17 protein-coding genes, 1 tRNA gene, 3 rRNA genes and 1 other annotated feature are annotated in these 24,335 nt (G+C 54.5%); of the genes, 10 read left to right on the top strand and 11 right to left on the bottom strand.

Going from position 1 to position 24,335, the window contains the following annotated elements; genetic code table 11:
- Positions 1-10 precede the first annotated feature (10 nt).
- Entirely contained in the window at positions 11-1,081 is a 1,071-nt protein-coding gene (locus KGA69_RS12505) for a tRNA/rRNA methyltransferase (protein WP_015703188.1), read from the bottom strand.
- Positions 1,082-1,285: 204 nt separating this feature from the next.
- Here KGA69_RS12505 and trxC point away from each other — a divergent pair, with 204 nt between their 5' ends.
- From trxC to KGA69_RS12480, 5 genes are all read left to right on the top strand, one after another.
- Entirely contained in the window at positions 1,286-1,711 is a 426-nt protein-coding gene (gene trxC / locus KGA69_RS12500; RefSeq protein ID WP_015370277.1) for a thioredoxin TrxC, read from the top strand.
- 69 nt (positions 1,712-1,780) lie between these two features.
- Positions 1,781-2,479: a tRNA-uridine aminocarboxypropyltransferase gene (gene tapT, locus KGA69_RS12495; protein WP_047043367.1), complete on the top strand. Its 699-nt coding sequence runs from the start codon at positions 1,781-1,783 to the stop codon at positions 2,477-2,479.
- Between the two features lie 35 nt (positions 2,480-2,514).
- Positions 2,515-5,190: a bifunctional acetate--CoA ligase family protein/GNAT family N-acetyltransferase gene (locus KGA69_RS12490; protein WP_063447722.1), complete on the top strand. Its 2,676-nt coding sequence runs from the start codon at positions 2,515-2,517 to the stop codon at positions 5,188-5,190.
- A gap of 96 nt (positions 5,191-5,286) precedes the next feature.
- Positions 5,287-6,642: a CDP-diacylglycerol--serine O-phosphatidyltransferase gene (gene pssA / locus KGA69_RS12485; protein ID WP_045392797.1), complete on the top strand. Its 1,356-nt coding sequence runs from the start codon at positions 5,287-5,289 to the stop codon at positions 6,640-6,642.
- Positions 6,643-6,682: 40 nt separating this feature from the next.
- A complete protein-coding gene (locus KGA69_RS12480) occupies positions 6,683-7,006 on the top strand; it encodes a YfiM family lipoprotein (protein WP_045392800.1) in 324 nt (107 codons plus the stop codon).
- Between the two features lie 2 nt (positions 7,007-7,008).
- Here KGA69_RS12480 and KGA69_RS12475 read toward each other — a convergent pair whose 3' ends face one another.
- Entirely contained in the window at positions 7,009-8,307 is a 1,299-nt protein-coding gene (locus KGA69_RS12475; protein WP_045392803.1) for an MFS transporter, read from the bottom strand.
- Between the two features lie 165 nt (positions 8,308-8,472).
- Here KGA69_RS12475 and KGA69_RS12470 point away from each other — a divergent pair, with 165 nt between their 5' ends.
- The gene (locus KGA69_RS12470) at positions 8,473-8,679 is read left to right on the top strand and encodes a hypothetical protein (protein ID WP_213293157.1); all 207 of its coding nucleotides are present in this window, start codon (positions 8,473-8,475) and stop codon (positions 8,677-8,679) included.
- A gap of 676 nt (positions 8,680-9,355) precedes the next feature.
- Here KGA69_RS12470 and rrf read toward each other — a convergent pair.
- The 7 genes from rrf to rluD all read right to left on the bottom strand — a co-directional run bounded on the left by rrf (position 9,356) and on the right by rluD (position 19,373).
- Positions 9,356-9,471: ribosomal RNA gene (gene rrf / locus KGA69_RS12465) — 5S ribosomal RNA — on the bottom strand.
- A 96-nt stretch (positions 9,472-9,567) separates the two neighbouring features.
- Positions 9,568-12,473 (bottom strand): 23S ribosomal RNA (locus tag KGA69_RS12460).
- A 319-nt stretch (positions 12,474-12,792) separates the two neighbouring features.
- Positions 12,793-12,868, bottom strand: a tRNA-Glu gene (locus tag KGA69_RS12455).
- Positions 12,869-12,953: 85 nt separating this feature from the next.
- A 16S ribosomal RNA gene (locus tag KGA69_RS12450) occupies positions 12,954-14,493 on the bottom strand.
- Together the 16S, 23S and 5S rRNA genes with 1 tRNA gene alongside form the textbook arrangement of a ribosomal RNA operon.
- Before the next feature lie 468 nt (positions 14,494-14,961).
- Positions 14,962-17,535, bottom strand: a complete 2,574-nt coding sequence (gene clpB, locus KGA69_RS12445) for an ATP-dependent chaperone ClpB (protein WP_015703191.1) — start codon at positions 17,533-17,535, stop codon at positions 14,962-14,964.
- A gap of 129 nt (positions 17,536-17,664) precedes the next feature.
- Complete coding sequence (yfiH, locus tag KGA69_RS12440) at positions 17,665-18,396, bottom strand: purine nucleoside phosphorylase YfiH (RefSeq protein WP_015703192.1); 732 nt, start codon at positions 18,394-18,396, stop codon at positions 17,665-17,667.
- On the bottom strand, positions 18,393-19,373 hold the full coding sequence (gene rluD, locus KGA69_RS12435; RefSeq protein ID WP_015370269.1) for a 23S rRNA pseudouridine(1911/1915/1917) synthase RluD: 981 nt from the start codon (positions 19,371-19,373) through the stop codon (positions 18,393-18,395). Before rluD ends, yfiH begins: the two co-directional genes overlap by 4 nt.
- A 131-nt stretch (positions 19,374-19,504) precedes the next feature.
- Between rluD and bamD the strand changes: the two genes are divergently transcribed.
- The 4 genes from bamD to pheA all read left to right on the top strand — a co-directional run bounded on the left by bamD (position 19,505) and on the right by pheA (position 22,273).
- A complete protein-coding gene (gene bamD, locus KGA69_RS12430; RefSeq protein ID WP_015370268.1) occupies positions 19,505-20,242 on the top strand; it encodes an outer membrane protein assembly factor BamD in 738 nt (245 codons plus the stop codon).
- Between the two features lie 272 nt (positions 20,243-20,514).
- Positions 20,515-20,850 carry a ribosome-associated translation inhibitor RaiA gene (gene raiA / locus KGA69_RS12425; protein WP_002914111.1) on the top strand — a complete coding sequence of 112 codons (336 nt, stop codon included), beginning with the start codon at positions 20,515-20,517 and terminating at the stop codon, positions 20,848-20,850.
- A 112-nt stretch (positions 20,851-20,962) separates the two neighbouring features.
- Positions 20,963-21,087 (top strand) — a sequence feature (Phe leader region).
- A complete protein-coding gene (gene pheL / locus KGA69_RS12420) occupies positions 20,964-21,011 on the top strand; it encodes a pheA operon leader peptide PheL (RefSeq protein WP_100279143.1) in 48 nt (15 codons plus the stop codon). It overlaps the preceding feature by 48 nt.
- Positions 21,088-21,112: 25 nt before the next feature.
- Entirely contained in the window at positions 21,113-22,273 is a 1,161-nt protein-coding gene (gene pheA, locus KGA69_RS12415) for a bifunctional chorismate mutase/prephenate dehydratase (RefSeq protein WP_213292352.1), read from the top strand.
- On the opposite strand, the gene KGA69_RS12410 is transcribed toward pheA, so the two are convergent.
- Both KGA69_RS12410 and tyrA read right to left on the bottom strand, forming a co-directional pair.
- Positions 22,270-23,142 (bottom strand): SMP-30/gluconolactonase/LRE family protein, encoded by an 873-nt coding sequence (locus KGA69_RS12410; RefSeq protein ID WP_063415570.1) that lies wholly within the window; start codon positions 23,140-23,142, stop codon positions 22,270-22,272. The two genes, pheA and KGA69_RS12410, sit on opposite strands and share 4 nt — an antisense overlap.
- Positions 23,143-23,210: 68 nt before the next feature.
- The gene (tyrA, locus tag KGA69_RS12405; RefSeq protein WP_015703194.1) at positions 23,211-24,332 is read right to left on the bottom strand and encodes a bifunctional chorismate mutase/prephenate dehydrogenase; all 1,122 of its coding nucleotides are present in this window, start codon (positions 24,330-24,332) and stop codon (positions 23,211-23,213) included.
- Positions 24,333-24,335: the final 3 nt, after the last annotated feature.

The raw sequence follows: 24,335 nt of genomic DNA, 5'->3' as shown, positions 1-24,335 counted from the left end.
GAGACCGTTATCAGGCCTTATTCTGACGCCACCATTCCGCCAGCAGCACGCCGGTCGCCACGGAGACGTTAAGACTTTCGACATTGCCGGTGCCGTCGATGGCGACGTTGAGGTCAGAGCTGGAGATCGCCGCATCGGACAGACCGTCACGCTCCTGGCCTAATACCAGCACCATTTTTTTCGGCAGCTCGGCCTTAAACAGCGGCGTACCGTTATGGCTGGAGGTCGAGACGATGGCGTAGCCAGCCTGACGGAACTGCGTCAGGGTATCGATAAAGCTGTCGCCGGTGATCGGCTCAACATGTTCCGCGCCGCCTTCTGCAGTGCGGATCGCCGCGCCAGACTCCAGCACGCCGGCATCCTGTACTACCACGCCTTTCACGCCAAAGTGCGCGCAGCTACGCATAATCGCGCCGAGGTTGTGCGGGTTGCCAACATCTTCCAGCGCCAGTACGCAATCTTCGGCTTCTGCTTTCGCCACCCACTGGGCCACGGAAGTACCATGACGTTTTTTGATCAGGAAGCAGACGCCGCCGTGGTGTTCGGTACCAGACGCTTTCGCCAGCTCGGCTTCGTCCACTACGTGGTAGGCCTTACGGTTGGCTGCCATCCAGCGCAGCGCCTCTTTAAAGCGCGGGGTAACGCTCTGGATAAACCAGGCGCGTACGATGGCTTCCGGACGGCTCTGGAACAGCGCCTGACAGGCGTTCTCGCCGTAGACGCGGGTCTCTTCCGCGCGCTGACGACGCAGCACTTCCGGATCGATAAAGCTCTTACCGCTAATGCCGCCGTGATCTTCTTTTACCGGCGTCTCATCGCCCGGAGCGCGGGAAACGGTGCGCCACGGGGACGCATCATCGCGATTAAAATCATTACGCTTGCGATCGTCGCGTTTGCGATCGTCGCCGCGGCTGTTACGTTCATCGCGCGCAGGGCGGCTGCGGCCGTCAACACGTGATTTTCCTGGACGCCCTCCCCCTTTCCCGGTACGCGGGTTATGGGTACGTTTGTCAGAATCATCATCACTGCGGACATACATCACTTTGACCTTGCCGCTTTTATTTTTCAGTTCGTCGCTCATCTATTTTCTCCACCTGCGCTGCGCGAAGCGCGAAGATTACCCGATGTATCTTCACTTAGCCATTATTTCATTTAAAAGCCTTGGTCTATTGTAACCATCGAACAAAAGACATTGTCCTTTATTCGCGCCTAATCGATAATATGTAACATTACAGAAACAAATCGGCCACGTGCCGCGCTGCAACCCCATAACCAGAGGTTAGTTATGAATACCGTTTGTGCCAGTTGTCAGGCTCTTAACCGCATCCCCGAAGACCGTAGCGCCGATGGCGCCAAGTGCGGACGCTGCGGCCACGATCTCTTTGACGGCGATGTCATCAACGCGACCGGGGCAACGCTGGATAAACTATTAAAGGACGATCTGCCAGTCGTGATTGATTTCTGGGCCCCGTGGTGCGGTCCATGCCGTAGCTTCGCGCCGATCTTTGAAGATGTGGCTGAAGAGCGCAGCGGCGAAATGCGTTTTGTGAAAGTGAACACCGAAGCCGAACGCGAACTGAGCGCTCGCTTCCGCATCCGTAGCATTCCAACCATTATGATGTTCAAAAATGGTGAAATGGTCGACATGCTGAATGGCGCCGTCCCCAAAGCGCCGTTCGATAGCTGGTTGAACGAAGCCAACCAACAGTAAAGCCGCCGGGGCACCGCTTGTGCCCCGTTTTCTCCTCTGCGACAATAGCGTTTTTCATTAGCGACTCCCATGATTGATAACGCTGTCCTTCGCCTGCGCGCCGAACGCCTCGCGCGCGCAACCCGGCCTTTTCTTGCTCGCGGCAACCGCATCCGCCGCTGTCAGCGCTGCCTGCTCCCCCTAAAACAGTGTCTGTGCGCAACGCTGGCGCCAGTGCCCGCCGACAGCCGCTTTTGCCTGGTAATGTTCGACACCGAGCCGATGAAGCCCAGCAATACCGGACGTCTTATCGCCGATATTCTGCCCAATACCGAAGCGTTTCAGTGGTCGCGTACCGAGCCGCCGCAGGCGTTGCTCGATCTGGTCGCCAACCCTGATTATCAGCCCATGGTCGTCTTTCCGGCCTCTTATGCCGGAGCGGATCGTCAGGTACTGAGCGCCCCGCCGGAAGGTAAGCCGCCGCTGTTCATTATGCTCGACGGCACCTGGACGGAAGCACGGAAAATGTTTCGCAAAAGTCCGTATCTCGATGCGCTGCCGGTAATCTCAGTCGACCTGTCGCGCATCTCCGCCTATCACCTGCGCGAGGCCCACGCCGACGGCCAGTACTGTACAGCGGAAGTCGCCATTGCTCTGCTGGATTTAGCCGGCGACGCACAGGCGGCGGCCGCGCTTGGCGATCACTTTAGCCTGTTCAGAAGCCGCTATCTGGCGGGAAAAACGCAGCATAAGGGCAGTATCACAGCACAACAGGCTGAAAGCGTTTAAAATCATTCGGTCACTGGGGATTAAAGGAGACCGGTATGAGCCAACGAGGCCTGGAAGCACTGCTGCGGCCAAAATCGATCGCCGTCATTGGCGCATCGATGAAACCGCAGCGCGCTGGCTATTTAATGATGCGCAATCTGTTGGCCGGCGGTTTTAATGGCCCGGTTCTGCCGGTGACGCCCGCCTGGAAAGCGGTGCTTGGCGTACTGGCGTGGCCGACTATCGACAGCCTGCCTTTTACTCCGGATCTGGCGGTGCTCTGTACTAATGCCCGGCGCAATCTCGAGTTGCTCGAGGCCTTAGGGCGAAAAGGGTGTAAAACCTGCATTATCCTCTCTTCACAGCCGGATCAGTACCCGGCGCTGCTCGAATGCGCCGCCCGTTATCAAATGCGTCTACTCGGCCCCAACAGCCTGGGGCTCCTGGCGCCGTGGCAGGGCCTCAACGCCAGCTTTTCGCCGGTGCCTATCCAGCGCGGCAAACTGGCGTTTATCTCGCAATCCGCCGCCGTCTCCAACACCATTCTGGACTGGGCGCAGCAGCGTGAAATGGGCTTCTCGTACTTTATTGCGCTGGGCGATAGTCTTGATATCGACGTCGACGACCTGCTCGATTTTCTCGCCCGTGATAGCAAGACCAGCGCCATTCTGCTCTATCTGGAGCATCTCAGCGATGCGCGGCGTTTTGTCTCCGCCGCCCGTAGCGCCTCGCGTAATAAACCCATTCTGGTCATCAAAAGCGGCCGCAGCCCGGCGGCGCAGAAATTGCTGCATGTAAACTCAGGAATGGATCCCGCCTGGGACGCCGCTATTCAGCGGGCGGGGCTACTGCGCGTGCAGGACACCCACGAGCTCTTTTCCGCCGTTGAAACCCTGAGCCATATGCGCCCATTGCGCGGCGAAAAACTGATGATCATCAGTAATGGCGCGGCGCCGGCGGCGCTGGCGTTGGACGAACTGTGGCTGCGTAACGGTAAGCTCGCCACGCTTAGCGAGGCAACCAGCAACCAGCTCAAACAGACGTTACCGACAGGCGTCGAGGTTGCTAATCCTCTGGATCTGCGCGATGACGCCAGCAGCGAGCATTATCTCAAGGCGCTGAATGTGTTGCTGGATAGCCAGGATTATGATGCGCTGCTGGTGATCCACTCCCCCAGCGCCGCGGCGCCGGGTACCGAAAGCGCGCTGGCGTTGATTGATGCCCTTAAGCGTCATCCGCGCGGGAAATACGTTACGGTGCTGACGAACTGGTGCGGAGAGTTCTCCTCCCAGGAGGCGCGACGGTTATTTAGCGAAGCCGGCATTCCAACCTATCGCACGCCTGAGGGTACCATTACCGCCTTTATGCATATGGTGGAATACCGTCGCAACCAGAAACAGCTACGGGAAACGCCGGTATTGTCCGATACGTTGACCGCCAATACCGCCGAGGCCCACACGCTATTGCAGCGCGCGCTGAGCGAAGGCGCGACCTCACTGGACACCCATGAAGTCAGCCCGGTGCTGCGCGCCTACGGCATCCATACTCTGCCCACCTGGATTGCCGCCGACAGCGCCGAAGCGGTACATATCGCCGAGCAGATTGGCTACCCGGTGGCGTTGAAGTTACGTTCGCCGGATATTCCACATAAATCTGAAGTTCAGGGCGTTATGCTCTATTTACGAACCCCTGCTGAAGTCCAGCAGGCGGCGGACGCGATTATCGACAGGGTAAAAATGGCCTGGCCGCAGGCGCGTATTCATGGCCTGCTAGTCCAAAGCATGGCCAACCGCGCCGGGGCGCAGGAACTTCGGGTCGTCGTCGAGCATGACCCGCTTTTTGGCCCGTTGATCATGCTTGGCGAAGGCGGTGTCGAGTGGCGAGCGGAAAATCAGGCCGCGGTCGCCCTGCCGCCGCTGAATATGAACCTGGCTCGTTATCTGGTGATCCAGGCCATTAAGAGCAAAAAAATCCGCGGACGCAGCGCGCTACGCCCGTTAGATATTCCCGGTCTTAGCCAGTTGCTGGTGCAGGTCTCTAATCTGATCGTCGATTGCCCCGAGATCCAGCGGTTGGATATTCACCCCTTGCTTGCTTCCGGCAACGAGTTTACCGCCCTCGACGTCACCCTCAGCCTGGCGCCATTTAGCGGCGACAGCGAAAGCCGGCTGGCAGTCAGACCCTATCCGCAACAGTTAGAAGAATGGGTGGTGATGAAAAACGGTGAACGCTGCCTGTTCCGGCCGATCCTGCCTGAGGATGAACCTCTGCTATTGGCTTTTATCGAACAGGTCACCAAAGAAGATCTCTATTACCGCTACTTCAGCGAGATCAACGAATTCACCCATGACGACTTAGCCAATATGACCCAGATCGACTACGATCGTGAAATGGCCTTTGTTGCGGTACGCGCTACGGAGCAAGGAAGCGAGATCCTTGGCGTGACCAGAGCGATTTCCGATCCTGATAACATTGATGCCGAGTTTGCCGTACTGGTACGCTCGGATCTGAAAGGTTTAGGTCTGGGGCGACAGCTCCTTGAAAAGCTTATCGCCTATACGCATGGACACGGATTACAGCGCTTAAATGGCATCACCATGCCAAATAACCGCGGCATGATAAGCCTTGCCAGAAAACTTGGCTTTGCCGTAGATATCCAGCTAGAAGACGGAATTGTGAGCCTGTCTCTTGCGCTGAATACGTTACATTCGGTGACAAGCGACAGCAATTAATGACCACATTCGCGGGTAGTGATGTTATTATTGCCCGCTTACGTCGTCTGCATGGTACAGAAGACCCTTCAATAAACAGAGAAGAAACGCACTGTGATGTTGTCAAAATTTAAGCGTAATAAACATCAACAACACCTTGCCCAACTCCCTAAGCTCTCTCAGTCAGTTGATGATATCGAGTTCTTTTACGCGCCGGCTGATTTCCGCCAGGCGCTACTGGCAAAGATAGCCCACGCCACCCAGCGTATTTGCATTATTGCGCTCTACCTTGAGCAAGATGATGGCGGAAAAGGAATACTGCAAGCCCTGTACGACGCCAAACGTCAACGTCCGGAACTGGACGTGCGCGTGCTGGTTGACTGGCATCGCGCCCAGCGCGGCCGCATCGGCGCTGCAGCCTCCAATACCAATGCCGACTGGTACTGTCGTATGGCCCAGGAAAATCCTGGGATTGATATCCCGGTCTATGGCGTCCCGGTCAATACCCGTGAAGCGCTCGGCGTGCTCCATTTTAAAGGCTTCATCATCGACGATAGCGTCATCTATAGCGGCGCCAGCCTGAACGATGTGTACCTGCATCAGCATGATAAATATCGCTACGATCGCTATCAGTGCATCCGCAACGGCAAGATGGCCGATGTCATGTTCGACTGGGTCGAGCACAACCTGGTAGAGGGTCGCGGCGTGAATCGTCTCGATCGCCCGGATCGGCCGAAAAGCCCGGAAATCAAAAATGATATTCGCCTGTATCGCCAGGATCTGCGCGAAAGCGGCTATCACTTCACCGGCAATGCCGATGAAGATCAACTATCAGTCACACCGCTGGTCGGGCTCGGTAAATCGAGCCTGCTCAACAAGACTATCTTCCACCTGATGCCGTGTGCGGAACATAAGCTGACAATCTGCACCCCGTATTTCAACCTGCCCGCCGTACTGGTCAGAAATATTATTTCTCTGCTACGCAGCGGCAAAAAAGTGGAAATCATCGTCGGCGATAAGACCGCGAACGACTTCTATATCCCGGAAGATCAGCCGTTTAAAATCATCGGCGCACTGCCTTATTTGTACGAAATTAACCTGCGACGCTTCCTGAGCCGCCTGCAGTATTATGTGAATACCGATCAGCTCATCGTGCGTTTATGGAAAGATGACGATAACAGCTACCATCTAAAGGGTATGTGGGTTGATAACGAATGGATGCTGTTAACCGGCAATAACCTCAATCCGCGCGCCTGGCGGCTGGACTTGGAAAATGCCGTGCTTATCCACGATCCTAAACATCAACTGCGCGAAATGCGGGAAAAGGAGCTTCAGCTCATCCGTACGCATACGACGGTAGTGAAGCATTATCGCGATCTGCAAAGCATCGCCGACTATCCGGTGAAGGTGAAAAAGCTCATTCGCCGTCTGCGACGTATCCGCATCGACCGTCTTATTAGCCGCATTCTTTAAATCAATGCCCCGTTTACGGGGCTTTTTTTCAGGAAGCACTATGCGTCATCTTGTTATTTTTGCCCCTTTACTGCTTGGCGGCTGCAGCCATATGGCCAATGATGCCTGGAGTGGTCAGGACAAAGCCCAACACTTTCTCGCGTCGGCAATGCTCTCCGCGGCCGGCAATGAATATGCGCAGCATCAGGGATACAGCCGCGATCGCAGCGCCGCCATCGGTCTGATGTTTTCCGTTAGTCTGGGGGCATCAAAAGAGTTATGGGACAGCCGCCCGGCAGGGAGCGGCTGGAGCTGGAAAGATTTCGCCTGGGATGTCGCCGGCGCCACTACCGGCTATGCGGTGTGGCAACTGGCGCATCAATAAGGTTACAAACGCAGACCCTTCCCTTTACCGTGCAGCATCAGAGACACCAGGAAGGCAATCGCCGCCATCGCCGTCACGTACCAGTAGAAGGCATTCTCCATTCCCGCAGATTTAAGCGACAGCGCGACGTATTCCGCTGAACCGCCGAACAACGCGTTTGCTACCGCATAGGACAAGCCCACGCCCAGCGCGCGAACCTGTGCCGGAAACATTTCCGCCTTAAGGATCCCGCTGATGGAAGTGTAGAAGCTGACAATCAGCAACGCACAAATCACCAGGGCAAATGCGGCATACGGCGAGCTAACATTCTGCAGCGCACTCAAGATTGGAACGGTAAACAGCGTCGCCAGCACGCCGAAACACAGCATTGAAGTGCGGCGACCCACCTTATCCGAGAAGGCGCCAAACAGCGGTTGTACCAGCATATACACAAAAAGCGCCGCCGTCATAATCATACTGGCGGTGCTGGCCGACATGCCGGCGGTATTCACCAGATATTTTTGCATGTAGGTGGTGAAGGTGTAAAAAGTCAGCGAGCCGGCGGCGGTAAAGCCCAGCACCATGACAAAAGCCCGGCGATTACGCCACAAACCTTTAAAGGAACCGGCCTCTTTCAGCGCTCGGGTTTCCTGTTTCGAGGTTTCATCCAACTGACGGCGCAGCCACAGCGCGACGATGGCCAGTACGGCGCCCAGAGCAAAAGGTATACGCCATCCCCAGGCATGCAAGTCTTCATCACTGAGGATTTGTTGTAGCGCGACAACGACCAGTACCGCCAGCAGTTGACCGCCAATTAACGTAACGTACTGGAAGGAGGCGTAGAATCCTTTCTTTCCTTCTACTGCCACTTCACTCATGTAGGTCGCGCTGGTGCCATATTCCCCGCCAACGGACAGGCCCTGGAACAGACGTGCCAGCAGGAGCAAAGCCGGTGCCCAGGTGCCGATAGTGGCGTATCCCGGTAGACAAGCAATTACCAGCGAGCCGAAGCACATCATGCATACCGAAATAAGCATTGAGGCTTTACGTCCGCGACGGTCAGCAATGCGGCCAAACAGCCAGCCGCCGATGGGGCGCATCAGGAAGCCAGCGGCAAAAACTCCGGCGGTTTGTAACAATTGAGTAGTGGTATTTCCTGAAGGGAAAAAGATGTGCGCAAAATAGAGTGAGCAAAATGAATAGACATAAAAATCAAACCATTCCACCAGGTTCCCTGAAGATGCGCCCACAATTGCCCATACTCGGCGCCGGGTATCTCCCTGTTCCAGGGCCCCCTGCTCGTTAATACTGCTTTCTGTCATTGTAATTTTGCTCCAGCAAAGACCGTAATCTGTCTCATCGGGCGTGACACGTCACTTCGACAAATTAATTAGTGAACCAAATGTTATATAATTGTTATTTATTTATATGTGATTGTATTCACATTTTTTTTTCGTAACACCGCTTTTCGCGATTAACGTCAGTACATGCGCAATGAAAAAGAGAATTATGGCGAAGTGGGTACAACGACGGGGTTTTATATGGCTTTGAATGAAGGTGAGCGTGTGGATATGGCGCGATCTTCCCCGCAGGAAGTGCGGATCTGTAGCCCCGGTAAGCGCAGCGCCACCGGGGGAGACGGCGGCGCGTCTGGCCGCAAAACACAAAAACAAAAGGCCCAGTCTTCCGACTGAGCCTTTCGTTTACGTTGCTATGGCAGCGGCTTTCCCCGGAGGCGGTGCTGCGCACCTTTTCCGGGCTACGGGTTGGTAGCCCCGGTAAGCGCAGCGCCACCGGGGGAGATGGCGGCGTGTCTGGCCGTAAAACACAAAAGCAGAAAGCCCGATCTTCCGACGGAGCCTTTCGTTTACGTTGCTATGGCAGCGGCTTTCCCCGGAGGCGGTGCTGCGCACCTTTTCCGGGCTACGGAGTCTGTCGCCCCGGTAAGCGCAGCGCCACCGGGGGAGACGGCGGCGCGTCTGGCCGCAAAACACCAAAACAAAAGGCCCGGCCTTCCGACTGAGCCTTTCGTTTACGTCGATATGGCAGCGGCTTTCCCCGGAGGCGGTGCTGCGCACCTTTTCCGGGCTACGGGTTGGTAGCCCCGGTAAGCGCAGCGCCACCGGGGGAGCTGGCGGCACGTCTGGCCGCAAAACACAAAAACAAAAGGCCCGGTCTTCCGACTGAGCCTTTCGTTTACGTTGCTATGACAGCGGCTTTCCCCGGAGGCGGTGCTGCGCACCTTTTCCGGGCTACAGGACTGTAGCCCCGGTAAGCGCAGCGCCACCGGGGGAGATGGCGGCGCGTCTGGCCGCAAAACACAAAAACAAAAGGCCCAGTCTTCCGACTGAGCCTTTTGTTCTATTTGATGCCTGGCAGTTCCCTACTCTCACATGGGGAGACCCCACACTACCATCGGCGCTACGGCGTTTCACTTCTGAGTTCGGCATGGGGTCAGGTGGGACCACCGCGCTATCGCCGCCAGGCAAATTCTGTTTTATCAGCCCGTCTTATCGACGCACTGATTAATCTGTATCACGCTGAAAATCATCTCAAATCCGCCAAAACACCTTCGGCGTTGTAAGGTTAAGCCTCACGGTTCATTAGTATCGGTTAGCTCAACGTATCGCTACGCTTACACACCCGACCTATCAACGTCATCGTCTTTAACGTTCCTTCAGGAGACTTAAAGTCTCAGGGAGAACTCATCTCGGGGCAAGTTTCGTGCTTAGATGCTTTCAGCACTTATCTCTTCCGCATTTAGCTACCGGGCAATGCCATTGGCATGACAACCCGAACACCAGTGATGCGTCCACTCCGGTCCTCTCGTACTAGGAGCAGCCCCCCTCAATTCTCCAGCGCCCACGGCAGATAGGGACCGAACTGTCTCACGACGTTCTAAACCCAGCTCGCGTACCACTTTAAATGGCGAACAGCCATACCCTTGGGACCTACTTCAGCCCCAGGATGTGATGAGCCGACATCGAGGTGCCAAACACCGCCGTCGATATGAACTCTTGGGCGGTATCAGCCTGTTATCCCCGGAGTACCTTTTATCCGTTGAGCGATGGCCCTTCCATTCAGAACCACCGGATCACTATGACCTGCTTTCGCACCTGCTCGCGCCGTCACGCTCGCAGTCAAGCTAGCTTATGCCATTGCACTAACCTCCTGATGTCCGACCAGGATTAGCTAACCTTCGTGCTCCTCCGTTACTCTTTGGGAGGAGACCGCCCCAGTCAAACTACCCACCAGACACTGTCCGCAACCCCGATAAGGGGCCAACGTTAGAACATCAAACATTAAAGGGTGGTATTTCAAGGTTGGCTCCACGCAGACTGGCGTCCACGCTTCAAAGCCTCCCACCTATCCTACACATCAAGGCTCAATGTTCAGTGTCAAGCTATAGTAAAGGTTCACGGGGTCTTTCCGTCTTGCCGCGGGTACACTGCATCTTCACAGCGAGTTCAATTTCACTGAGTCTCGGGTGGAGACAGCCTGGCCATCATTACGCCATTCGTGCAGGTCGGAACTTACCCGACAAGGAATTTCGCTACCTTAGGACCGTTATAGTTACGGCCGCCGTTTACCGGGGCTTCGATCAAGAGCTTCTCCTTACGGATAACCCCATCAATTAACCTTCCGGCACCGGGCAGGCGTCACACCGTATACGTCCACTTTCGTGTTTGCACAGTGCTGTGTTTTTAATAAACAGTTGCAGCCAGCTGGTATCTTCGACTGATTTCAGCTCCACCCGCAGGGGCTTCACCTACATATCAGCGTGCCTTCTCCCGAAGTTACGGCACCATTTTGCCTAGTTCCTTCACCCGAGTTCTCTCAAGCGCCTTGGTATTCTCTACCTGACCACCTGTGTCGGTTTGGGGTACGATTTGATGTTACCTGATGCTTAGAGGCTTTTCCTGGAAGCAGGGCATTTGTTACTTCAGCACCGTAGTGCCTCGTCATCACACCTCAGCGTTAATAAGGTACCGGATTTACCTGGAACCTCCGCCTACATGCTTAAACCGGGACAACCGTCGCCCGGCTAACATAGCCTTCTCCGTCCCCCCTTCGCAGTAACACCAAGTACAGGAATATTAACCTGTTTCCCATCGACTACGCCTTTCGGCCTCGCCTTAGGGGTCGACTCACCCTGCCCCGATTAACGTTGGACAGGAACCCTTGGTCTTCCGGCGTGCGGGCTTTTCACCCGCATTATCGTTACTTATGTCAGCATTCGCACTTCTGATACCTCCAGCAACCCTCACAGGCCACCTTCGCAGGCTTACAGAACGCTCCCCTACCCAACAACACATAGTGTCGCTGCCGCAGCTTCGGTGCACAGTTTAGCCCCGTTACATCTTCCGCGCAGGCCGACTCGACCAGTGAGCTATTACGCTTTCTTTAAATGATGGCTGCTTCTAAGCCAACATCCTGGCTGTCTGTGCCTTCCCACATCGTTTCCCACTTAACTGTGACTTTGGGACCTTAGCTGGCGGTCTGGGTTGTTTCCCTCTTCACGACGGACGTTAGCACCCGCCGTGTGTCTCCCGTGATAACATTCTTCGGTATTCGTAGTTTGCATCGGGTTGGTAAGTCGGGATGACCCCCTAGCCGAAACAGTGCTCTACCCCCGAAGATGAGTTCACGAGGCGCTACCTAAATAGCTTTCGGGGAGAACCAGCTATCTCCCGGTTTGATTGGCCTTTCACCCCCAGCCACAAGTCATCCGCTAATTTTTCAACATTAGTCGGTTCGGTCCTCCAGTTAGTGTTACCCAACCTTCAACCTGCCCATGGCTAGATCACCGGGTTTCGGGTCTATACCCTGCAACTTAACGCCCAGTTAAGACTCGGTTTCCCTGCGGCTCCCCTATACGGTTAACCTTGCTACAGAATATAAGTCGCTGACCCATTATACAAAAGGTACGCAGTCACACCATAAAGGTGCTCCCACTGCTTGTACGTACACGGTTTCAGGTTCTTTTTCACTCCCCTCGCCGGGGTTCTTTTCGCCTTTCCCTCACGGTACTGGTTCACTATCGGTCAGTCAGGAGTATTTAGCCTTGGAGGATGGTCCCCCCATATTCAGACAGGATACCACGTGTCCCGCCCTACTCTTCGAGTTCACAGCCTGTGCATTTTGGTGTACGGGACTATCACCCTGTACCGTCGGACTTTCCAGACCGTTCCACTAACACACAAGCTGATTCAGACTCTGGGCTGCTCCCCGTTCGCTCGCCGCTACTGGGGGAATCTCGGTTGATTTCTTTTCCTCGGGGTACTTAGATGTTTCAGTTCCCCCGGTTCGCCTCGTTAACCTATGTATTCAGTTAACGATAGTGTGACGAATCACACTGGGTTTCCCCATTCGGACATCGCCGGCTATAACGGTTCATATCACCTTACCGACGCTTTTCGCAGATTAGCACGTCCTTCATCGCCTCTGACTGCCAGGGCATCCACCGTGTACGCTTAGTCGCTTAACCTCACAACCCGAAGATGTTTCATTCTGTCCGGTTCGTTGCGCATCGTGAATCCTGCGTTGTTCCGTACTCGCGATGCTCATGGACATATAGTCCACTCCGCTCGCTGCGTGCGGTACGCCTTGGCTTCACTTTGCTCACGTCACCTTTTACAGTGTCATCTTCTGATTGCGAAAATTTGAGAGACTCGAACACACATTAACTGTGTGTCGTTTCAATTTTCAGCTTGATCCAGATTTTTAAAGAGCAAATATCTCAAACGTCACCCGAAGATGAGTTTTGAGATATGTCGGCGCGCGTCTTTCACTCACGAACCAGCAAGTGGCGTCCCCTAGGGGATTCGAACCCCTGTTACCGCCGTGAAAGGGCGGTGTCCTGGGCCTCTAGACGAAGGGGACACTGAAGTCTCAATCGCAAGACGCCTTGCTTCTTTACTTTCATCAGACAATCTGTGTGAGCACTACAAAGGCAGGTTCTTTAAGGTAAGGAGGTGATCCAACCGCAGGTTCCCCTACGGTTACCTTGTTACGACTTCACCCCAGTCATGAATCACAAAGTGGTAAGCGCCCTCCCGAAGGTTAAGCTACCTACTTCTTTTGCAACCCACTCCCATGGTGTGACGGGCGGTGTGTACAAGGCCCGGGAACGTATTCACCGTAGCATTCTGATCTACGATTACTAGCGATTCCGACTTCATGGAGTCGAGTTGCAGACTCCAATCCGGACTACGACATACTTTATGAGGTCCGCTTGCTCTCGCGAGGTCGCTTCTCTTTGTATATGCCATTGTAGCACGTGTGTAGCCCTACTCGTAAGGGCCATGATGACTTGACGTCATCCCCACCTTCCTCCAGTTTATCACTGGCAGTCTCCTTTGAGTTCCCGGCCGGACCGCTGGCAACAAAGGATAAGGGTTGCGCTCGTTGCGGGACTTAACCCAACATTTCACAACACGAGCTGACGACAGCCATGCAGCACCTGTCTCAGAGTTCCCGAAGGCACCAAAGCATCTCTGCTAAGTTCTCTGGATGTCAAGAGTAGGTAAGGTTCTTCGCGTTGCATCGAATTAAACCACATGCTCCACCGCTTGTGCGGGCCCCCGTCAATTCATTTGAGTTTTAACCTTGCGGCCGTACTCCCCAGGCGGTCGACTTAACGCGTTAGCTCCGGAAGCCACGCCTCAAGGGCACAACCTCCAAGTCGACATCGTTTACGGCGTGGACTACCAGGGTATCTAATCCTGTTTGCTCCCCACGCTTTCGCACCTGAGCGTCAGTCTTTGTCCAGGGGGCCGCCTTCGCCACCGGTATTCCTCCAGATCTCTACGCATTTCACCGCTACACCTGGAATTCTACCCCCCTCTACAAGACTCTAGCCTGCCAGTTTCGAATGCAGTTCCCAGGTTGAGCCCGGGGATTTCACATCCGACTTGACAGACCGCCTGCGTGCGCTTTACGCCCAGTAATTCCGATTAACGCTTGCACCCTCCGTATTACCGCGGCTGCTGGCACGGAGTTAGCCGGTGCTTCTTCTGCGAGTAACGTCAATCACTAAGGTTATTAACCTTAACGCCTTCCTCCTCGCTGAAAGTACTTTACAACCCGAAGGCCTTCTTCATACACGCGGCATGGCTGCATCAGGCTTGCGCCCATTGTGCAATATTCCCCACTGCTGCCTCCCGTAGGAGTCTGGACCGTGTCTCAGTTCCAGTGTGGCTGGTCATCCTCTCAGACCAGCTAGGGATCGTCGCCTAGGTGAGCCATTACCCCACCTACTAGCTAATCCCATCTGGGCACATCTGATGGCATGAGGCCCGAAGGTCCCCCACTTTGGTCTTGCGACGTTATGCGGTATTAGCTACCGTTTCCAGTAGTTATCCCCCTCCATCAGGCAGTTTCCCAGACATTACTCACCCGTCCGCCGCTCGTCACCCGAGAGCAAGCTCTCTGTGCTACCGCTCGACTTGCATGTGTTAGGCCTGCCGCCAGCGTTCAATCTGAGCCATGATCAAACTCTTCAATTTAAGTTTGATGCTCGTGAATTAAACTTCGTAATGAATTACGCATGTTCACTCAGAGACTTGGTATTCATTTTTCGTCCGAGGACGTTAAGAATCCATGTCACTTTGAGTGCCCACACAGATTGTCTGATAAATTGTTAAAGAGCAGTTGCAACGCGGCTTTCAGCTCACCGTTGCGAGGTCCCGTATATTACGTTTTCCTCATTCAGAGTCAAGCGCTTATTTCGCTTTTCTCTGTCGGCTTTCAGCGTCGTATTTCACTGCTGAAACCTTGCTAACCCGGCGGCTTGTTTGCCGTTGTTCCGTGTCAGTGGAGGCGCATTATAGGGAGTAATTCTGAAGTGACAAGCATAAATTCAAAAAAACAATTCAAGCGCTCACTTTTCAACCAAATCATCGTTTGGACTTTAATTCTTGCCTGGTTTTTAAACAAAAACGAGCCCAGAGGGCCCGTTTTTGTCGTTTTGTGACTTACTGCACTGCCACGATACGGTCGTCTTTCACCACCAGCTCGACGGTTTTACCCGGAACCAGCTCGCCAGACAAGATTTGCTGGGCTAACGGGTTCTCTATCTGTTGCTGGATGGCACGTTTCAATGGACGCGCACCGTATACCGGGTCGTAGCCATTTTCGCTCAGCAGCTTCAGCGCCTCATCGGACATATGCACTTCATAGCCGCGCTCTTCCAGACGTTTATACAAACGCTGCAGTTGGATCTGCGCAATAGAAGCAATGTGTTTTTCACCCAACGGATGGAAGACCACCACTTCATCGATACGGTTGATAAACTCCGGACGGAAGCGCTGACTAACCACGCCAAGCACCAGATCCTTCATATGACCGTAGTCCAGCTCGCCGAAACGTTCCTGAATCAGATCGGAACCGAGGTTAGAGGTCATGATGACAACCGTATTACGGAAGTCGACCGTTCTCCCCTGCCCGTCGGTCAGGCGACCATCGTCAAGCACCTGCAGCAGAATGTTAAATACATCCGGATGCGCTTTTTCCACTTCATCCAGCAGGATGACGGAATAAGGACGACGACGAACCGCTTCGGTCAGATACCCGCCCTCTTCGTAACCCACATATCCCGGAGGCGCACCGACCAGACGCGAGACGGAGTGTTTCTCCATAAATTCGGACATATCGATACGCACCATCGCGTCGTCGCTGTCGAACATGAAGTTAGCCAACGTTTTGCAAAGCTCGGTTTTACCCACCCCGGTCGGGCCGAGGAACAGGAACGAACCAATAGGCCGGTTCGGGTCAGACAATCCGGCGCGGCTACGGCGAATGGCGTTGGATACCGCTTCAACCGCTTCATCCTGGCCAATGACGCGGTGATGCAGATCCTGCTCCATACGCAGCAGTTTTTCGCGCTCGCTTTCCATCATGCGCGCCACCGGAATACCGGTCCAGCGCGCCAGCACTTCGGCGATCTCGGCATCGGTTACTTTGTTACGTAACAGGCGCATCGTTTTGCCTTCAGACTGAGTGGCTGCCGCCAGCTGTTTTTCCAGCTCCGGAATTTTACCGTATTGCAGTTCGGACATCCGCGCGAGGTCGCCAAGACGTCGTGCTTGTTCGATAGCAATTTTGGCTTGTTCCAGCTCAGCTTTAATAGTCTGCGTACCAGAGAGCGATGCTTTTTCCGCTTTCCACTCTTCTTCCAGCACCGAATACTGGCTTTCTTTGTCCGCCAGCTCTTCATTAAGCATATCGAGACGTTTCAGGCTCGCTTCATCCGCCTCTTTCTTCAGCGCCTGCTGTTCCAGCTTCAACTGGATGATACGGCGATCGAGACGGTCCAGCTCTTCCGGCTTCGAGTCGATCTGCATACGGATGCTGGATGCTGCTTCATCGATAAGGTCGATAGCTTTATCCGGCAACTGACGGTCGGCAATATAGCGATGCGACAGGGTCGCCGCCGCCACGATGGCCGGGTCAGTGATCTGCACGTGGTGGTGCAGTTCATAACGTTCTTTCAGACCGCGCAGAATCGCGATGGTATCTTCTACCGTCGGCTCGGCAACGAACACTTTCTGGAAACGACGTTCCAGCGCGGCGTCTTTTTCAATGTACTGGCGGTATTCATCAAGGGTGGTGGCGCCAACGCAGTGCAGTTCACCGCGCGCCAGGGCCGGTTTCAGCATGTTGCCGGCATCCATCGCGCCGTCGGCTTTACCCGCGCCGACCATGGTGTGCAGCTCATCGATAAACAGGATAACGTTGCCTTCCTGTTTCGCCAGATCGTTCAGCACTCCTTTCAGACGTTCTTCGAACTCGCCGCGATATTTCGCCCCGGCCACCAGCGCGCCCATATCCAGCGCCAATACCCGACGGCCTTTCAGCCCTTCTGGTACTTCGCCGTTGACGATACGCTGCGCCAGTCCTTCGACGATTGCCGTTTTACCCACCCCGGGCTCACCAATCAGTACCGGGTTGTTTTTAGTACGGCGCTGAAGTACCTGGATGGTACGACGGATCTCTTCATCACGGCCGATCACCGGGTCCAGTTTGCCTTGTTCGGCCCGTTCGGTCAGATCGACGGTAAATTTTTTCAATGCCTGACGTTGGTCTTCGGCACCCTGATCGTTCACGCTTTCACCTCCGCGCATTTGTTCAATCGCCTGAGTCACATTGGCGGTTGTTGCTCCGGCAGATTTCAGCAGGTCGGTCAGCGTACCGCGTGATTCAAGCGCCGCCAGAACGAACAGTTCTGACGAAATAAAGTTATCCTTTCTCTTTTGCGCCAGCTTGTCGCAAAGATTGAGAATACGCACCAGATCCTGAGACGGCTGCACGTCGCCGCCGGTACCTTCTACCTGCGGTAAACGGCTCAACGCCTGTTCGATTTGGCTGCGTAACGCCACGGCGTTAACACCCGCCGAGGTTAATAAAGGATGTACCGATCCCCCTTCCTGATTCAGCAAGGCGCTCATTAGATGAAGTGGTTCGATGAATTGGTTGTCGTGCCCGAGTGCTAGCGACTGGGCATCGGCAAGAGCAAGCTGGAATTTATTAGTAAGACGATCCAGACGCATAACTCCTCCCATAAACAGGTCAAATTTGCTACTGGAGATTAAATGAGGTCATCCCTCAATTATTCAAGGTTAAAGACCTGAACTATGTGAAAAATAAGTTTGCCTTCTGGATCGTCTTGATTCTCTAGGTTATATCAGCCAAATGAAACTTGCCATACGACCTGTGGTCTTGTCGCGACGATAAGAGAAAAAATCATCCTTTTCACTTAGAGTGCAACGATCGCCGCCGAAAATCTGCTCCACGCCGACGTTTGCCAGGCGCTGACGAGCCAATTGATAGATATTAGCAAAATATTTTTCACCGGCAGGACGGAAGGCGCTCTCCGCCTGGGCATCTTTGGCGATGAAAGCCTCGCGCACTTCCGCACCGACTTCAAACGCCTCAGGGCCTATTGCCGGACCAAGCCAGGCCAGGATATTTTCCGGTTTATCATTAAAGCAGGCGACCGTTTCTTCCAGTACGCCTTCACATAAGCCGCGCCATCCGGCGTGCGCTGCCGCCACCTCGGTTCCGGCGCGGTTACAGAACAGCACCGGCAGGCAGTCCGCGGTCATCACCGCACAAACGGTACCCGGCGTATTACAGTATGACGCATCGGCGCGTTTTGACACGTACGGCCCGCCATCCAATTTTAGTACCGTGGTGCCATGCACCTGCTCCAGCCACACCGGATAAGAGGGTAATCCGCCAGCGGCAAACATCCGCCGGCGGTTTTCTTCGACATGCAGGAGATCGTCGCCGCAATGGGCGCCAAGGTTCAACGAGTCATACGGAGGCAGGCTCACGCCGCCCACACGAGTAGAACTACAGGCCGCCACGCCTTTCGGCATTGGCCACTGCGGAACAATCAGCTTTGTCATAACCAGTCAATATCGTCCTTATGGGCTTCAAAATCGGCGCGCATGGCGTCGATCAGTTCCACCATATCCTGCGGGATCGGCGCGTGCCATTCCATCTCAATACCGGTAATTGGGTGATACAGACGCAGCATGGTCGCGTGCAATGCCTGGCGATCGAATTTGCGCAGCGCGCTGATGAACTCGTCCGATGCCCCTTTCGGCGGACGCGGGCGGCCGCCGTAAACCTGATCGCCCACCAGCGGATGGGTGATATGCGCCATATGCACGCGAATCTGGTGGGTACGGCCGGTTTCCAGACGCAGGCGCAAACGGGTGTGGATTCGGAAATGTTCCATAATGCGGTAATGGGTCACCGCCGGTTTCCCCATCGGGTGAACCGCCATATGCGTGCGCTTGGTTGGGTGACGGCTGATCGGTTCTTCAACCGTACCGCCAGCGGTCATGTGGCCGATGGCCACCGCTTCATACTCGCGGGTAATTTCGCGCAGCTGCAGCGACTCGACCAGACGCGTTTGCGCCGGAATAGTCTTCGCCACGACCATCAGACCGGTGGTGTCTTTATCCAGACGGTGGACAATTCCCGCGCGCGGTACATCGGCAATGGGCGGATAGTAATGCAGCAGCGCATTCAGCACAGTACCGTCAGGGTTGCCCGCACCGGGGTGCACAACCAAATCACGTGGTTTGTTGATGACCAGGATGTCGTCATCTTCATAGACGATATTGAGCGGAATATCCTGCGGTTCAAAACGCACGTCTTCCTCGATCTCAACATCGATAGAGACGGCCTCGCCGCCAAAAACTTTTTCTTTCGGCTTGTCGATGACATTGCCATTTACCAGCACGCGCTGGTCAAGGATCCATTCTTTTATCCGCGAACGTGAATAATCCGGGAACAATTCGGCCAAAGCCTGATCTAAGCGTTGACCGAGTTGATTTTCGGACACCGTTGCGGTGAGTTGTACTCGTTGTGCCATATACAGCTTCTTCGTTTAACGTTGGGTTTTACGGCTTTGCCGTTTAATATAGTGTGCTATTGTAGCTGGTCTTAATCGGGAGCAGGAACAGAGATTCTCCCGCATAAACATTTTGAGGAAGTCAAAACGTCATGACGCGCATGAAATACCTGGTGGCAGCAGCCACACTGAGCCTGGCTTTGGTGGGTTGCTCTGGCTCAAAGGAGGAGGTGCCTGATAATCCGCCGAATGAAATTTACGCGACCGCCCAGCAAAAGTTGCAGGACGGTAACTGGAAACAGGCAATAACGCAACTGGAAGCGTTGGATAATCGCTATCCATTTGGTCCTTACTCCCAACAGGTACAGCTGGACCTGATTTATGCGTATTACAAAAATGCCGATTTGCCGCTGGCTCAGGCCGCAATCGATCGTTTCGCTCGTCTGAATCCTACGCATCCAAACATTGACTACGTCATCTATATGCGCGGCCTGACTAACATGGCCCTCGATGACAGCGCTCTGCAGGGCTTCTTCGGCGTCGATCGTTCCGACCGCGACCCGCAGCACGCTCGCGACGCATTCAATGATTTCTCGAAGCTGGTTCGCGGTTATCCGAACAGCCAGTACGCCACTGACGCCTACAAGCGTCTGGTGTTCCTGAAAGATCGTCTGGCGAAGTATGAGCTATCGGTGGTGGATTATTACACCGACCGCGGCGCCTGGGTTGCCGTTGTGAACCGCGTTGACGGTATGCTGCGTAACTACCCGGATACACAGGCCACTCGCGATGCGCTGCCGAAGATGGAAAACGCCTATCGTCAGATGCAAATGAATGCGCAGGCTGACAAAGTCGCCAAAATCATCGCCGCCAACGGCAAAAACACCTGAGGGTGATAGCAGAAAGCAAAACGGCAGCCACGCGGCTGCCGTTTTTTTATTCAATGAACACCAGCGCTGAAGCGGTTTAGCGCCGAGTTAACTCATCAAATATGGCCCCCTTTCTTCATTTCGACAAGTAAAATCTCATCCGTTCCTGTCCTGTCTCACAAAATGAATTCGTTGACAAAAAGTGACATTTAAATGTGATTTAGATCACACATTTTGACATTGGGCGAGGTATGCTGGGTTCACCAAGACGGGAAAGACAAGAGGTAAAATTTATGACAATGAACATTACCAGTAAACAAATGGAAATTACTCCGGCAATCCGCCAGCATGTCGCAGACCGTCTCGCCAAACTGGATAAGTGGCAAACTCATTTAATCAACCCGCACATCATTCTCTCTAAGGAGCCGCAGGGTTTTATTGCTGACGCAACCATCAATACGCCGAACGGTCATCTGGTTGCCAGCGCGCGTCATGAAGACATGTACGCCGCCATTAACGAATTGATCAACAAGCTGGAACGGCAGCTGAATAAAGTGCAACACAAAGGGGAAGCCCGCCGCGCCGCCACATCGGTGAAAGAGGCAGGCTTTGTGGAAGAAGAAGAGTAATCCTTAACTTAAGTTGTGTCATGCCACGCGCCTTCGGGCGCGTTTTTCGTTTTTTATTGACAGGATGAAAACAGTACAGGTACTGTAATCCACACTAACCTAAGGAATTCATCGTGAAACGACTCCCGTTCTTCTTCGCATTCTTTTTTACCTTCCCCTGACTGGGAGGCGGTTCGTCGTATAAGAAAGAATGCGAAGACGAATAACAAGGCCTCCCACGCGGGAGGCCTTTTTTATTGATAACAAGAAAGGCAACACAATTATGACCGAGGAAAACCCATTACTGGCCCTGCGCGACAAAATAAGCGCCCTGGATGAAAAACTGCTCGCGCTGCTGGCCGAACGCCGCGGCCTGGCGGTGGAAGTCGGGAAAGCGAAGCTGGAATCGCACCGTCCGGTACGCGATATCGACCGCGAACGCGACCTGCTGGAGCGTTTAATGACTCTTGGCAAAAAGCATCATCTGGACGCCCACTACATTACCCGCCTGTTCCAGCTGATTATTGAAGACTCCGTTCTTACCCAACAGGCGCTACTGCAGCAGCATCTCAATAAGATTAACCCCCACTCCGCGCGTATCGCCTTCCTGGGGCCTAAAGGTTCGTACTCACATCTTGCCGCGCGCCAGTACGCCGCGCGTCATTTTGAGCAATTTATCGAAAGCGGCTGCGCGAAATTCGCCGATATCTTTGAGCAGGTCGAAACCGGTCAGGCCGATTACGCCGTCGTGCCGATCGAAAACACCAGCTCCGGCGGGATCAACGATGTGTACGATCTGCTGCAGCACACCAGTCTGTCGATCGTTGGCGAACTGACGCTGCCAATCGATCACTGTGTGCTCGTTTCGTCCTCAACGGACGCCGATAAGATCGAGACCGTCTATAGTCATCCGCAGCCGTTCCAGCAGTGCAGCCAGTATTTAAGCCGCTATCCGCACTGGAAAATCGAGTACACCGAGAGCACCTCGGCGGCGATGGAAAAAGTCGCGCAGGCAAAATCTCCCACCGTTGCCGCGCTGGGTAGCGAAGCCGGCGGCGCGCTGTACGGGCTGCAGGTGCTGGAGCACTGCCTGGCTAACCAGACGCAAAACATCACTCGTTTCCTGGTACTGGCGCGTAAAGCGGTGAACGTATCCGATCAGGTGCCGGCGAAAACGACGTTGTTAATCGCCACCGGGCAACAGGCGGGCGCGCTGGTTGAAGCGCTATTGGTGCTACGTAACCACAACCTGATCATGAGCAAGCTGGAATCGCGCCCAATCCACGGTAACCCGTGGGAAGAGATGTTTTATCTGGATATTCAGGCCAACCTGGAATCCCTTCCCTTACGTAAAGCTTTAAAAGAGCTGGCCGAAATTACCCGTTCGATGAAAGTACTGGGCTGTTACCCGAGCGAAAACGTCGTGCCGGTCGACCCGGCTTAACGTTCAATAAATTGCCGTTTCTTCATCCCTGCCACCGCAACCGGCAGGGTGAAGATGGCGCCGGAAAGCGGATATTGCGCCACTTCGTCGGCGTCCATATTTTCCCGGGTGGTAGTGATGTAGAGCGTTTTCATATCCGCGCCGCCGAAACACACCATCGTGGGACAACGCACCGGTAAGCGATACTCTTCCAGTTGTTCTCCATTCGGCGAAAAACGGGCAATCCGCCAGCCGTCAAACATCGCGCTCCAGTAACAGCCTTCTTCATCAACCGCCGCACCGTCAGGGATCCCCTCTCCAGGATGGAAACGACGAAACACTTCCCGTTTGCCCGGCTCGCCCTGCTCATCCAGCGGCGTGCGGTAAATCACCGCGTTCGGCGTATCGGAGGTATACATCCAGCGCTTATCGTCGCTAAACGCCAGACCATTAGCACCATGAATATCGCACTGCACCACCTTTGGCGTCAGGTCGTTATCAATACGCACCAGCAGCGCGCCATTGTAATCCCCCGGCCCCCAGAAGGTCCCTGCGTAAAAACGGCCATCCCGATCGGTACCGCCGTCGTTAAAACGCGCGAGATCCGGGTTACTTGGGTTATCACAGATTTTGCGTTGCAGCAGACCACGGGCATCACAAAGCCAGATACCGCTACGTAAGGCGACGATAAAACCTCCCTTCTCGCGCAGAGCAAAGCAGCCCACTTCTTCGGGAAATTGCAGAACCTGGTGTTCTTTACTGCGTGTATCGTAGCGGTGAATTTCGCACTCCAGAATATCCGCCCAGTACAGTACCTGTTCGGCATCGCTCCAGGTTGGGCATTCCGGCAGGTGCCCGACGTAATCAAACAGCGGTTGCGGTTGAGCCATCTTTTCATCCCTATAAAAAAAGCCAGCGGGTTACCCCTCTGGCTTTATTGTATACACGTTTAGCGGACTTACTGTCGATTATCATTCGCCTGACGCAGCAGCGTGCGGCTTTCGCTCTGGAAGCGCTGGGCGTAATCGCCAAACCAGTGTTCGACTTTACGGAAGCTGTCGATAAACGCCTGCTTATCGCCCTGCTCCAGCAGGCCAATCGCTTCGCCGAAACGCTGGTAGTAGCGCTTAATCAACGCCAGATTATTTTCTGACGACATAATGATGTCGGCATACAGCTGCGGATCCTGGGCAAACAGACGCCCCACCATCGCCAGCTCCAGTCGATAAATCGGCGAAGAAAGCGCCAATAGTTGCTCAAGACGAACGTTCTCTTCGGCCAGATGCAGGCCATAGGCGAAAGTGGCAAAGTGACGCAACGCCTGAATAAACGCCATGTTCTGATCGTGCTCAACGGCGCTGATCCGGTGCAGTCGCGCCCCCCAGACCTGAATCTGTTCAAGGAACCACTGGTACGCTTCCGGCTGACGCCCATCGCAGTAAACCACTACCTGTTTCGCCAGGCTGCCGCTGTCTGGGCCAAACATCGGGTGCAATCCCAATACCGGGCCGTTATGCGCCGCCAGCATCGCCTGCAGCGGCTCGGCTTTGATGGAAGCCAGATCGACCAGAATGCAGTCCGCCGGCAGCGGCGGCAGACGCGAAATCGTCTCTGCTGTGGTATGGATCGGAACGCTGACGATAACCATCCCGGCATCGGCGACAATCTCTGTCGCCCGCGGCCAGTCTTCTTTTTCCAGTACCCGCACCTGATAGCCAGACAGCGTCAGCATCTTCTCAAACAGACGTCCCATCTGCCCGCCGCCGCCAACAATGACCACTGGGCGCAGATTCGGATGCAGCGTTTTGAAACCTTTGTCGTTTTCACTTGAATACGATTCGCGCATCACCCGACGCAGAACATCCTCGATAAGATCCGGCGGCACGCCTAGCGCCGCCGCCTCTTCGCGGCGGGAAGCCAGCATCGCGGCTTCCCGTTCCGGTACGTAAATCGGCAGGCCATATTTACTCTTTACCTCGCCAACCTCCGCCACCAGCTCCAGGCGCTTTGCCAGCAAATCAAGCAGCGCCTTATCAACTTCATCAATTTGATCGCGCAATGCGGTCAGTTCAGCAACCATACA

This window comes from Klebsiella sp. A52 (assembly GCF_018388785.1).
In the GTDB taxonomy this organism is placed as follows: Bacteria; Pseudomonadota; Gammaproteobacteria; order Enterobacterales; family Enterobacteriaceae; genus Klebsiella; species Klebsiella aerogenes.
Note: the sequence above shows the minus strand (reverse complement) of the source record. Positions and strands in the feature narration are given on the sequence as shown.

Excerpts from the sequence above, each read along its gene's own strand:
- pheA (WP_213292352.1), top strand. The coding sequence starts at position 21,113 with ATGACCGAGGAAAACCCATTACTGGCCCTGCGCGACAAAATAAGCGCC.
- bamD (WP_015370268.1), top strand. The coding sequence starts at position 19,505 with ATGACGCGCATGAAATACCTGGTGGCAGCAGCCACACTGAGCCTGGCT.
- trxC (WP_015370277.1), top strand. The coding sequence starts at position 1,286 with ATGAATACCGTTTGTGCCAGTTGTCAGGCTCTTAACCGCATCCCCGAA.
- yfiH (WP_015703192.1), bottom strand. The coding sequence starts at position 18,396 with ATGACAAAGCTGATTGTTCCGCAGTGGCCAATGCCGAAAGGCGTGGCG.
- rluD (WP_015370269.1), bottom strand. The coding sequence starts at position 19,373 with ATGGCACAACGAGTACAACTCACCGCAACGGTGTCCGAAAATCAACTC.
- pssA (WP_045392797.1), top strand. The coding sequence starts at position 5,287 with ATGTTGTCAAAATTTAAGCGTAATAAACATCAACAACACCTTGCCCAA.
- clpB (WP_015703191.1), bottom strand. The coding sequence starts at position 17,535 with ATGCGTCTGGATCGTCTTACTAATAAATTCCAGCTTGCTCTTGCCGAT.
- raiA (WP_002914111.1), top strand. The coding sequence starts at position 20,515 with ATGACAATGAACATTACCAGTAAACAAATGGAAATTACTCCGGCAATC.
- KGA69_RS12490 (WP_063447722.1), top strand. The coding sequence starts at position 2,515 with ATGAGCCAACGAGGCCTGGAAGCACTGCTGCGGCCAAAATCGATCGCC.
- KGA69_RS12505 (WP_015703188.1), bottom strand. The coding sequence starts at position 1,081 with ATGAGCGACGAACTGAAAAATAAAAGCGGCAAGGTCAAAGTGATGTAT.
- KGA69_RS12475 (WP_045392803.1), bottom strand. The coding sequence starts at position 8,307 with ATGACAGAAAGCAGTATTAACGAGCAGGGGGCCCTGGAACAGGGAGAT.
- tyrA (WP_015703194.1), bottom strand. The coding sequence starts at position 24,332 with ATGGTTGCTGAACTGACCGCATTGCGCGATCAAATTGATGAAGTTGAT.
- KGA69_RS12410 (WP_063415570.1), bottom strand. The coding sequence starts at position 23,142 with ATGGCTCAACCGCAACCGCTGTTTGATTACGTCGGGCACCTGCCGGAA.
- tapT (WP_047043367.1), top strand. The coding sequence starts at position 1,781 with ATGATTGATAACGCTGTCCTTCGCCTGCGCGCCGAACGCCTCGCGCGC.
- KGA69_RS12480 (WP_045392800.1), top strand. The coding sequence starts at position 6,683 with ATGCGTCATCTTGTTATTTTTGCCCCTTTACTGCTTGGCGGCTGCAGC.
- KGA69_RS12470 (WP_213293157.1), top strand. The coding sequence starts at position 8,473 with ATGCGCAATGAAAAAGAGAATTATGGCGAAGTGGGTACAACGACGGGG.